Genomic DNA, 12,257 nt, shown 5'->3' with positions numbered 1-12,257 from the left:
AAAAATGGCTTTAACCATAGCACAATTAAAAGATTTAGTAAACACAAACCTAGCAGACAATAGCAATATTGAACCGTCGGAACATAGAGCGGTTGAACTTGCTTTGATTGATTACATAGAGACACTGCAACCAATATCAACAAGCAACTTGCCAGTTAACAGGGGCTATATTACAGCCAACAATGCAGATACGGGCGGGTCAGAGGTTGGTATCGAAGTTGGTGTACAGTTGTCTAGCAGACTTCGCAAGGTTGGAAACGTTACAGCCGTAACGTGCGTATCTAGTTCTAACTCTACAATCCTAACGGTGACGCTTCAAAACGCACACCCCAACAACAATTATGTTGTTAAAAGCTGGTTCGAACTTGTGCCAGTTACCGCAATAACATTGCCGAATACTTCAACAGTTGGTGAGCCAGTATTTAAAATAATCTCAGGCAACCAGTTTCAAGTTGTTTTCCGTGAGTGGGCTAACATAGCGCAGGCTTTACGTTGGCATTTTGAAACAATCGGGTACTAATGGCAGAGCAAAACGAGAACTTAGAACAAAATATTAGGTTGCAGTTTGACACGAACGCCAACCAAATACAAAAAGAGGTTGATTCGCTAACCAATTCGATTGACGGAACAACAGAAGCAACAGCCGACAGCAACAAGGAAACGGAAAAAAGTGCTGAAAAGTATAAAAGTCTTAAAGCTCAAATACGTGAAGCTAACAACGAGCTTACAAAAGCAATCCAATTGCACGGTGAAACCTCAGAACAAGCAATTAAAGCGGCCCAAGCCGTTGCAGAATTGCGTGACCAAATGGAATTTGCGGCAGATTTAACGGCAAACTTCAACCCTGACCAAAAATTCAAAGCGTTGGATGCCTCGGCAAAAGTTGCGGCAACTGGTATCAACTTTGCGGCTGGTGCAATCGGTGCGTTTAGTGATGATTCAGAAGAGGCAACAGCGGTATTACAAAAAATGCAGTCGCTTATGGCATTCGCTGAGGGTCTTAAAGGTCTTTCAGATTTGGGCGACCAGTTCGCAATACTTAAATCAACCATCATAGCGGCGACAGCTGTTAGGGAAGTTGACACAGCTAGCGAGAAAAAGAACATATTACAGAAAGGTTTAAGTGCCGTTGCAACTACAGCATTAACCGCAGCGCAATGGCTTTGGAATACGGCAATGATGGCAAACCCAATCGGTTTGCTTGTTGCTGGTGTTGCGGCCCTGACTGGTGGTATATGGTTGCTTGTATCTGCAATGAATGCAAGTGAAGAAGCGGAACAGAAACAAATTAAAACGGCTCAGGACAACGAGAAAGCGCAAAAGAAATTGACCGAGGCAAGAAAAGAAAGCCTTAAGGTGCTGGAACGCCAAAACGATTTTGAGTTAGAACTAGCAAAAGCCAGCGGAGCAAGTGCGAAAGAAGTTAACAAGCTTGCGAATGCTCATATCAACGAGGCAAGCGCAATAAGTCAGAAGAACGCAAAGATTGCCAGCCTTAACTTCTTGCGTGAGCGTTCAATCTTGCTAGACTTGAAAGCAAACGATGCCAGCGAAGAGGCAATCAAAGCCCAAAAAGAAGCAATGAAAAACGCTTATGAGGAATTGCAGGACTACAACAAGAAAACCAACGAGTTAAAAGATAAACGTATCGAGTTGAATAATGATTTTATTGTATCTGAAACTCAAAAGGAAACCGATTTAAGAAAGAAAGCGGCCGACGATGCATTAAAAGCGCAACAGGATGCCGACAAAAAGAAAATCGAAGAGGACAAAAAGCACGCACAAGAAGCCCTAGACCTTAAAAAGAAAAATCTTGAAGAACTTGCAAAGGCTGAAAAGGACGCATTGCACGCAATCCAAGACAGCAACGCCAAGACGGAACTAGAAAAGCTAGACTTGCGCAAGCAAAGGGATTTGGAAGAGATAGAGGCACTTAGACAAAAGGGGTTAGATGTTACTAACCTAATGGCTTACAATACAGAAATGTATAACACGTTGCAAGCTGAGTTAGACGCAAAAGCCAAAGAGGACGCACTAAAAGCAAATGAAGATTATTTTGCACAGCAAGCCGATTTAGCTATTGCAGACGCTGAAAAGCAAAAGGAAATAGCAGACAAAAAACTGGCTCAAAAACAAGCCGAGCAAGATTCACTTAACAACTTGGCAAATGCTGGATTGAATGCGGCCAAAGGATTGTTTGAGAAAAACAAAGGAGTTCAAAAGGGTGTGATAGCCACAGAGGGTGCAATTGCTTTGGGTAAGGTTGCAATCAATACCGTTGAAGCAGTTTCGAAAGACAACGCAGCCAGCCCGTTAACATTTGGTTTGCCTTGGTCAGCGGTGCATATCGCAACAGGTGCATTAGGAGCGGCCAGCATCATAGCCAACACCTCGAAAGCACTTAGTGCAGTTGGTGGCGGTGGTTCAGCTGGAAGTGCGCCAAGTATGCCAGCAAGTCCAACAGGCGGAGGAACAAGAACACAAGCAACGGCAACGCCACAGGTAGGGTTTCAAGCATCTAGTGAGAATCAAATTGCCACAAGCATTGCAAAAAATCAGAGTGAGCAAGCACCTGTAAAGGCTTATGTTGTATCATCAGAAGTAACGACAGCGCAAAGCTTAGATAGAAAAAAGGTTGTTGCAAACAGCTTTTAAAAAAGAAACCCGCTCAAAAAGGCGGGTTTTCTGATGCTCGATTGTTATGATTATTTTACTGTAATAATAAATACATCACCCATTTTTTCCGATGAACCGCTGGAATTTATTATGGTATTAAAAATATACTTACCATTTGAGATTCGAACAGTACAAGGAACTGTAGGAATATCACCAACGTAATATAAACCGCTGAAAACACCGTTTTCGAATGATTGCACTTTTATATTTAATTCTGCTGAATTGTTGAAATAGATTAATAAATCTTTTGTAGGCTGAAAATATTCGATGTTTGAAGCCCCAATCACCTCAGTATTATCAATTATGAAACTGGGGTCGACTACATCAACTTTAATGATTTGCTTTTTAAATGAATTATCACCGCTTTGCGTTTTATTTTCGTCACTACTGCAAGCCGTTAATGTCGAAACGGAAATAAACATCATAAGTAAAATTTTTCTCACTCGATTTACATTTAAGGTTTTATACAAAGGTATCTGTTTAGTTAAATAATTAACCAATTTAATTAAAATATTTAACCTCTCGGGTTTACTTTTTTTCTTTTCAAAACTATAATATAGTTATGAAAAAGTATGAATTAGTATTTAACAAAGACGAAGAGGGTGTTTTTAAGATTTCACTTGTAAAAGACCCAGCAATCGAATCGACGTTACTTCACTTCAACGCTGAAAAGCCTCAAATCTTACTCTTTACTCAAGACGAAAAACAAATCGTTTACGCACCTGCAATGATACCTAATAAGCTGATTTTTAGAAAGGACGTAAACGGTGAAAACGCACAAGTTTTCTATACGTCCGACACCATCGACCAGTTGCAAAAGAACTACTTCAAAAACGGTCACAATTCAACAACAAATATCAACCACCAAGCAGAGAACACAGCAGGGGTTTATCCTTTTGAGAGTTGGATTGTTCAAGACCCACGAAACGACAAAGCAAACGCAATGGGTTTCGAAGTGCCAGCAGGTACTTGGATGATGGGCTATAAAATCGACAATGAGCAAGTTTGGAATGAGATTAAAAACGGAAATCTTGACGGGTTGAGCATCGAAGCAAGGCTTGGATTCAAAGAGGTCAACGACAATAACAATTATAACAAGCAGACTATGAACAAAAAAAGCATTATCAAATCAATCGTTGATTTTTTTATGGCAACTGAGGACAAAAAAGAGTTCCAAGCAGGTGATAAAAAGGTCTTTGCAATTGATTTAAACGAGGGCGAAATCTTGACGGATGAAGCAGGCGAACCGCTTTCAAATGCTGAGCTAGAAATTGATTCAAAGATTTATAAAACTGACGACTTGGGTACGATTGTATCAATCGAAGACAAGCCAGCAGACGAACCAAAAGAAGAAGCACCAGCAGTTGAAGAAATGGCAGAAGATGCGCCAGCAGAAGAGCCAAAAGCTGACGAACAGCCAGCAGAAGACGCACCAAAAGTTGATTTAGAAGCCGAAAACGAGCAGTTAAAAAAAGACTTGGCAAAAGCACAGGAAGAACTAGCAAAACTACAGGCTGACAAAGTGAAAGCTGAAACAGAGTTAACGCAAATGAAAGCAGAAACACCAGCAACACAACCAATTAAGAACGTACCAGTTCAAACTATCAAAGCGTATGAGGATATGACCAACTACGAAAAGATGCAACATAACAAGAGCAAATAAATATTAATTAAAAAATGGCTATAAATTATGCAGGAGGAAAGAAAAACCCTGATTTAGAAAACATTCAATCTGAATTATACGCAGATTCAAAAACATTTAGAGACCGTACTATCGACATTCAAGAGGGTTTCAAAAGCGGTGCAGACGTTTACGAAAGTAAAGCAACCGTAACAATGAAAGCAGGTTCAACAGATGCAGTAACAGCAGACGGTTCAATCGGCTTATTCGTACAAAAATCACCAGTTTCATTAGTATCAATCGAATACAGCGACGTTATTGACGATGCGGTATTATTCGGTACAAGATTCGAGGCTTCAATGGCTAAAGGTGCATTCAACCAAGTATCTGACGAATTCGACAGAAAGGTCTTGATTCAAGTTGCACCTGCAATTGGCGAGGACATCGAAAGCAAATTGTGGAACGGAGCAACTACAGCAACAAAAGCAAGCATTGCTAGTGCAACAGGCTTAACAGCAAGTGTTAAAGCATTGGTTGCGGCTATGCCAACAACATATTTTGATTCATTAACAGTGCGTGCGCTTTGGAATGATTCAAACTCTAAAGTTGTTGCTGGTGCTGGTGTTGCTGACACAGTTAAAATAACTGGTACAACTATCACAGCGGCTAACATTGCAGCTGAGTACTCAAAATTATACGCTGGTGCGCCTGATAAAGTTATCAACGCAACTACAGGAACAGCGAAAATCTTTGCACCATTGGCACACCGTCAATTAATCAAAATTGCAAACAACACAGTTGGTGCAGCTCAACAAATCAACTTCTTGGTTGAGGGTGCTGGAGCAACAGAAAAAATCTACTACAACGGTGTTGAAATCGAGTTTCACCCATTGGTTGGCTTTATGATTTTAACATTGCCTGAGTACTTAAAAGTACTTGTTGACTTGGCTGGTGATATGTCGTTTTTAGAAATCGACAAAATGGCTAACGGAGCGCAAAAAAGATACATCAAAAACAAACAATCAGTTTCAACGTGGGTAACTAACCAAAGATACATCACGATTTACGGATAAACATAACATAAAGAATTAAGCCAGCATTCAACGTGCTGGTTTAAGACTTTATAACAAGACTAAACAGACAATATAAAAATGGGTTGTACATCAATATCAAAAAGCCGTAAACTAGCTTGTAACTCAGGAATGGGTGGGGTTAAGGCGGTTGGAGTTGCACCTTACGAAAGTTTGAAACGTTTATCAGTGAGCGGTACAGGTGTAACTTCACTTGCAAGTGTTTACAGCGGTTCAACTATCGCAAGATTGGAACTTAAAAATACAACTGTTAACTATTTAGAGACAGCAACAGCGGGCGGTGACAACCGTAGCGTTAGTGTTGTTGGCGATATTCCTTGCGTTTTCAACGTAGCGAGTGGCGCAGACTTAGAAACAGCAAATTTAATGAAAGAATTACTTAAGGGTGAGGTTGTTTTATTTATAGAAAAAAATGACGGTACTATCGTGGCGGCTGGTTCTCAGCTTGGCGCATTGGCAATTACAATCACTGACCAAACAGGGGGGGCAATTGCGGACTTGAACGGTTTTACGGTTACGTTCCATACAGAAGAGCCAGACTTTTCAAGAAACTACTTACTGACTTCAACCGCTTTGGTTGATTACGCAGCGGCAATTAAGCCATACGTATAAGTAACAAGTTAATAACACAAACTAAGGCAGGCAAATTAAATGCCTGCTTTTTTTATACAACACAATTAAATGAAAGTACTAAGATTAAATACAAGTGAACAATTTAGTTGCATACCTAGAGAATACCCAAATCTAAGCGATACGTTAAGCGTAAAGCTTAAGAATGAATTGACAAACCTAGTAATTGATTTGGTGTTTACTTTCAATTTATCGGACGCATATTTAACTGTAATCGTTGAAGATGTACCAGCCGATTTTGCAACGGGTAATAAGTACGAAATAACTATTACCAACATAACACAACAAGACAAAACGGTCTATTTAGGCAAGCTTTTGATTGTTGACGAGCATACAGATATACAAAATTATGACTACCAAAAACAGTCGAACAGCCGTTTCGAATACTAATAATATCCATTCATTTAGCGCAAACGTGATGATGTCAGCCTATCAGCCTATTGACATCAAACCAAGTTACGGGCGCAAGTGGCTAACCAATGGAACTAATAACGCAAACTATAGAGTTTACAAAGACGCATACGACGACAGCCCAACAAACGCCAGTATTATTAACTCATTCGTAAACTATATCTATGGTGAGGGTTTAGAAGACATCAACGGTCAGAACATCAACAAATACATAAGCGAAGAAGATGTTTTATTGATTTGCCAAGACTACAAAACATACGGGGGTTATGCAGTTCAAATCATTTGGAGCGTTGCAAAGAAGCCTTTAAAAATCGAATACATACCAGTTTACAAATTAGGTGTTAACCTAAACGATAACTACGAAATAGACGGGTTTTGGTATAGCTGGGATTGGTGCAACCAATACAGATACAAGCCTGCTTTTTATCCATTGTACGACGGTGTTTATAAGGGTGCGGACTTGGAAATACTTTTAGTGAGAAGACCGACCCCTGAGCCTTATTTTCCTATTCCTGATTACTTGGCTGGTATTCCTTGGGCTAATGTCGAGGGAAGACTTGCAAACGCAGCGAAGCACCACTTTATAAACGCTTTGGGCGTACTTACTGTAATCAACTACAATAACGGACGTATTCACGAAGACGACGAAGCAAAAGCGCAAGCGCAAAAGGTTAGGGATGATATAACGGGAACGGAAAACCAAAGCAAGGTAATTGTTGCCTTTAACGATGGTATCGAAACAGCCGTTACAGTTGACCAGCTTAGCCCGCCTGAGCTTAACCAGCAAAACGTTTTTTATTCTGAAGAAGCAGAAAGAAAATTAATCGTTGCACACTCAGCACCACCAATCTTGTTTGCTGGTTCGACGGCTGGAAACGGGTTTAGCTCAAATGCTGACGAAATCGCAACCGCTACACGTGGTTTATATCGTGAAAACATCAACCCAATGCGTAAAGTAATCATAAGAGGACTTAACCAAGTGTTTAGCGTAATCGATTCAACTATCGAACTAGATTTTAAAGACTTCGACGAAGAGACAAGACTTGAAAATACAAACAACACAAGCAAAGCCAATGCAACAAACTTAAAGCTATTGCCAGCAGACGAAAACAGCGAAGAGGTTGACCAATTCGACGAAGCCACAAAACAGGCTCAGGCTCAACTTAGGGGTTCGGTTGGTGGTGTTGATTCAATCTTGGCTATACAAGCATCATACGTGGCTGGTACGACATCATACGAAAGCGCAATCTCAATGTTAATCTTAATTTTTGGATTCAAGAGAACAGAAGCAATAAGGCTTTTAGGAGACCCGCAACCAGCAGAAAATAACGCAAGTGAAACACCAATTTCATAATGGCAAAAACCAAAATTCTTATCAAACCTAATACAATAAGTGAAACGGTCGGGTTTGGTGGAAATATCGACATCAACCAATTAACACCAAGCATTGTAATTGCTCAAACAACCTACTTGAAAAGGATTCTAGGAACTGATTTATACGACAGAATCGAGGCAGATTATAGTGCAGGAACGTTAAGCGGAACTTATGAGACCATTTACACCGATTACGTAATCGATATGCTTTCATTTTTCAGTTGCAGCGTGTATCTGAGCATCAATACAAGCAAAACGACCAACGCAGGCACTTACAAGATAGGCGTTGAGGGTTCACAGAACACACCAGCCAATGAGCTTACAATACTTGGCAAGACTTACGAATCAATAGCGATTCAATACGAATCAAATTTCTATGAATTCATAAGCAAAAACCCTGTTCCTGAGTACGGAAACAATAACGATACAAAAAATACGACCAATCTTGTAGGTTGGTATTAATATGGCACAAAAACACATAAATACTGACATTCCTAACAGCGGAAACGGTGACGCTTTAAGGGATGCATTCAATAAAACAGAGGACAACTTCAACGAGTTGTACGCAAATAAGGTTGATAAGGTAAGCGGTAAAGGTCTTTCAACAAACGACTACACAACAGCAGATAAAACCAAGTTAGACGGCATCCCAGCAGATGCAGAAAAGAACGTACAAGCAGACTTTTTAGTTAATGACCCGTCGAGTGACGCTTATATCAAAAACAAGCCAGCCTTTGTAACTGCTGTTAATTGGGGTGAAATACAGGGCGACATTACCAACCAAAGCGATTTGCAAAATGCGTTGGCTGAAAAGACTGATTTTGCCTATGTTGATAGCAAGATAACGCAAACTATTTTTAGCGGTACAACTGATTTTGCACCGTCAGAAGATGCAGTTTTCAACGCTTTGGCTCTTAAACAAGACACAGCGCAAAAGAACACCGCCAATGGTTACGCTGGTTTAGATGCATCAGGTAAGGTTTTTTCAAACCAGTTGCCAGCTTTGGCAATTTCTGAGACTTTCGTTGTTGCTTCACAGTCTGCAATGCTTGCTTTATCAGGTGCAGAACAGGGAGATATTGCCGTAAGAACGGACGTAAACAAAACCTTCATTTTAAAGCAATCGCCTTATTCAACACTTGCCAACTGGCAGGAACTTTTAACACCTACCGATAATGTAACAAGCGTTTTCGGGCGTGTTGGTGCGGTCGTGGCTAATAGCGGCGATTACACTACGGCATTAGTTCCCGATACAACTAATAAGCGTTATCAAACGGACGCGCAAGCGGCCCGAAATGATGCAACAAGTTCAATTCAAACACAGTTAGATAGCAAACAGCCTCTTATTACAAACAATATTACGGGAACTGGTATAAGTGGTCAAATACCATATTTCAACGGCACAAATACGCTTGCGGGTGATGGCGGTTTAACTTGGAATAATTCATCAAAAAAATTAATTATTGGTGGGATAGATGCCCCAGCGGTTGTAAATATTTCAAGTGAGGGAAGTATTGACCCAATTTATTTAAATATGTATAGTGACGACCCTAATTATGGCGGGTCAGTTAGAGGGCAAAAATATGGTGGTACAAAAGCTTCACCAACAGGTGTTGTTGCAAATAGTGTTTTAACAGGATTGTACGGTGCTGGTTATGATGGTTCTAATATGTCAAGTGCAGTTGGAGCAATCAGAATTTTAGCGGGTGGTGCTTATAGTGCAAGCAGTAGACCTACCTACATCGATTTTCATACAACCGCAGTAGGTTCAATTGGTAGAGCTGAAAGGATGCGAATTGACAGTAACGGTGATGTTCTAATAGGTTCAGGAGTAAATAACACAATTGCTAGATTACAGGTTAACGGTACAATATCGGCTTTGTCAGGTGCTAATGCTAGCCAAGTTGTGATTAATTCGCAATTAACTGCGGTTGATAGTAACTCATTACACAAAACAGGTAGCGAATCATTCTCAGGTATCAAATCTAGCACAAACAGTGGTAGCTCAGGAGCAATAAACGGCTTGTCGCTTGTAAACAACGCAACAGACGGAGGTTCGCAAGTTTTAAACGTTACAAATAACGACGTTTCAATTGGTCAGAGAATTACAAATAATACAGGTGCTTTCCTTGGATTATATGTAAACAACTTAGGTGGTTCGATTGGTGCAAGATTTAGAACAACTACGGGTTATGCTTTCGATGTACAAAATGACAGTACAGGTACTGGTGCGCTTTTTAATTCTGCATCAGGTTCAACAGGTGACCTTATTCAATTTGCCAAAAATAATGTTGTTGCTAGTAGGTTTGACCAAAATGGTATGTTTAGAACTACCAATACAGGTACTGGAAGCACGACAGGTATTGACGTTACAAATGCTGGCGGTGCAGGAACGCAAGTCTTGACTACAAACAGCACAGGCGGTGGACGTGGTGCAGTTTTTCAGTCAAATAACGGAAGTATTGCAGCAGCAGTTGAAAACTCAGGCGCAGGCTCAGGTTTTTATATTAGTAATATTTCAACTGGTAGGGGTGCAACATTTGATAATGTTAGTACTGGTGCACTTACTATTTTGAACTCTCAACCCGCTTCAACTGGCGACTTGTTGAGATTTACAAAAAATGGTGTTACAACATCTTATTTTGACCAAAACGGGTTGTTTACGGCAACCAATTCGGGAAGTGGTAGTACACAGGGTATATTTTTAACGAATAACGGTGTAACAAGTACTAAAGTTTTTACAGTTACCAATACTTCAACTGGAAGAGGTATTGAAGTTGTTAATCAGTCAACAGGTGCGGGTCAGGTTGTTGTTAATAATGCATCAGGAGCAGGTTTTTATATTAGCAATGGCGGGTCAGGTTATGGGGCTAACGGTGATAATATTTCGACTGGTACATTATGGAGTTTAAACAGTGTAACTGGTTCAACTGGTGATTTACTTACATTCAGAAAAGGCGGTACAATAACAGCTAAGTTTGACCAAAATGGAATTTTAACGACACCAAATGCAGTTTTAACTGGTGTGCCAACAGCACCAACAGCATCAGCAGGAACAAATACAACTCAAATTGCAACTACAGCATTTGTAACAAGTGCAGTAACTGCACTTAATGCAGTTCTATTGACAGGTGACCAAACGAAAACGGGCAAGCTTACAATGGCAAACCCAAGTTCGGGAGGTACGCAATTTATTCTGACAGATAACGGCACAGCAGCGGGAACAATAAACAGTATCTTAAGAATCGTAAGCAATAACCCAAATACCTGCGGTCTTTCAATTAGTGATACGGGAGCGGGTGCAATGTCGCTTGTTTCAAGTACGTCAAACAACCCAGCTTTAGGTGTTCAAAACACGTCGACAGCTTCAACAGCAAGCGTTATTAATATGGCTGGCTCAGGTGGTGCAACGATGTTGATATGTCAAAACCCATCAACTTATACAGGTCAATTCGCTTTCTATGCAGTAAACAACATTAAGAGATTTGCGGTTACCAATGCTGGTATTGTTGAGGCAAACGGATTTTCAAAGATTGGCGGTGTTTATACTGATTTTTTAATGGCTGACGGTTCAACCAAAACAGGCTTTAAGGCTTATGCTGGTTACATAACACAGTCTAGCACATCAGCACCGACAATGACCGTAATGGAAAATACAATTGGTTCAATTGTTTGGACACGTACAGGGGCAGGTGTTTACGAGGGTACACTCTCGGGTGCGTTTACAGCCAATAAAACAATGGTATTGTTTAACGGTGCATTAGGTAACAACGGTAAAAGCGATACTCAAATCATAAGTACAAGTGTTATCAGAATAACGACTTACGCAGGTATTACAGCAACTGATAGTATGTTAACAGGTAGCTTGGAAATCCGAGTTTATGCATAATCCAAAATCACAATAAATTAAATGGTGGCAATTGGTTTACGATTGCCCTTTTTGATACTATAATATACTTAAGGTTGAAAGCACCGAATCACAGAAAATTAATGTTTAAAAAATTGAAAATACTATTACTATGCGTTGCGATAATCACAACGTTTTTAACACCTATTGCTGGCTTGCTTTGGTTGATGATGCTTTTTGTCTTGCTCGATACTGGTTTCGGAATTTATGCCAGCATCAAATTAGAGGGCTTAAAGTCTTTCAAATCTCATAAGCTATTCAACATCGTTGTAAAGCTTTTTTTCTACTTAATGACAATCATTATGTCATTTTTAGTAAACAAGTATTTGCTTAGCGAAACGCTTTTCGGGATTAAGTTTCTAATACCAAAAATCGTAACAGCATTATGGACTTACATTGAAATCAAATCGATTGATGAAAGCAGTATGAAGCTAGGCAATAAATCGTTTTGGGTGTTACTAAAAGAAATGATTGACAGGTTAAAAGGGATTAAATCGGACTTGAACGAATTGATTGACGAAAAGAAAGGAAAATAAACTCGATGCGT

Annotated in this window: 11 protein-coding genes; 10 read left to right on the top strand and 1 reads right to left on the bottom strand. The window is 40.0% G+C overall.

The features are described 5' to 3' along the window. The first annotated feature begins 4 nt into the window (after positions 1-4). Positions 5-520: a hypothetical protein gene (locus ACWA1B_RS09735; protein WP_456906348.1), complete on the top strand. Its 516-nt coding sequence runs from the start codon at positions 5-7 to the stop codon at positions 518-520. Further along, a complete protein-coding gene (locus tag ACWA1B_RS09730) occupies positions 520-2,655 on the top strand; it encodes a coiled-coil domain-containing protein (protein ID WP_456906346.1) in 2,136 nt (711 codons plus the stop codon). Before ACWA1B_RS09735 ends, ACWA1B_RS09730 begins: the two co-directional genes overlap by 1 nt. 50 nt (positions 2,656-2,705) lie before the next feature. On the opposite strand, the gene ACWA1B_RS09725 is transcribed toward ACWA1B_RS09730, so the two are convergent. Further along, on the bottom strand, positions 2,706-3,119 hold the full coding sequence (locus ACWA1B_RS09725) for a hypothetical protein (protein WP_456906344.1): 414 nt from the start codon (positions 3,117-3,119) through the stop codon (positions 2,706-2,708). A 119-nt stretch (positions 3,120-3,238) separates the two neighbouring features. Here ACWA1B_RS09725 and ACWA1B_RS09720 point away from each other — a divergent pair, with 119 nt between their 5' ends. From ACWA1B_RS09720 to ACWA1B_RS09685, 8 genes are all read left to right on the top strand, one after another. Continuing rightward, the gene (locus ACWA1B_RS09720) at positions 3,239-4,339 is read left to right on the top strand and encodes an XkdF-like putative serine protease domain-containing protein (protein WP_456906342.1); all 1,101 of its coding nucleotides are present in this window, start codon (positions 3,239-3,241) and stop codon (positions 4,337-4,339) included. Positions 4,340-4,353: 14 nt separating this feature from the next. Beyond that, the gene (locus ACWA1B_RS09715; protein ID WP_456906340.1) at positions 4,354-5,370 is read left to right on the top strand and encodes a hypothetical protein; all 1,017 of its coding nucleotides are present in this window, start codon (positions 4,354-4,356) and stop codon (positions 5,368-5,370) included. Between the two features lie 78 nt (positions 5,371-5,448). After that, a complete protein-coding gene (locus ACWA1B_RS09710; RefSeq protein ID WP_456906338.1) occupies positions 5,449-6,000 on the top strand; it encodes a hypothetical protein in 552 nt (183 codons plus the stop codon). A gap of 69 nt (positions 6,001-6,069) precedes the next feature. Then, entirely contained in the window at positions 6,070-6,408 is a 339-nt protein-coding gene (locus tag ACWA1B_RS09705) for a hypothetical protein (RefSeq protein ID WP_456906336.1), read from the top strand. Then, positions 6,368-7,783 carry a hypothetical protein gene (locus ACWA1B_RS09700; protein WP_456906334.1) on the top strand — a complete coding sequence of 472 codons (1,416 nt, stop codon included), beginning with the start codon at positions 6,368-6,370 and terminating at the stop codon, positions 7,781-7,783. Before ACWA1B_RS09705 ends, ACWA1B_RS09700 begins: the two co-directional genes overlap by 41 nt. Next, positions 7,783-8,265 carry a DUF6712 family protein gene (locus ACWA1B_RS09695; protein WP_456906332.1) on the top strand — a complete coding sequence of 161 codons (483 nt, stop codon included), beginning with the start codon at positions 7,783-7,785 and terminating at the stop codon, positions 8,263-8,265. The genes ACWA1B_RS09700 and ACWA1B_RS09695 overlap by 1 nt, the downstream gene beginning before the upstream one ends. A gap of 1 nt (position 8,266) precedes the next feature. Beyond that, the gene (locus ACWA1B_RS09690) at positions 8,267-11,692 is read left to right on the top strand and encodes a beta strand repeat-containing protein (RefSeq protein WP_456906330.1); all 3,426 of its coding nucleotides are present in this window, start codon (positions 8,267-8,269) and stop codon (positions 11,690-11,692) included. Between the two features lie 113 nt (positions 11,693-11,805). Next, complete coding sequence (locus tag ACWA1B_RS09685) at positions 11,806-12,246, top strand: phage holin family protein (protein ID WP_456906328.1); 441 nt, start codon at positions 11,806-11,808, stop codon at positions 12,244-12,246. Positions 12,247-12,257: the final 11 nt, after the last annotated feature.

The sequence above is a fragment of the Flavobacterium xizangense genome (assembly GCF_054075145.1).
Note: the sequence above shows the minus strand (reverse complement) of the source record. Positions and strands in the feature narration are given on the sequence as shown.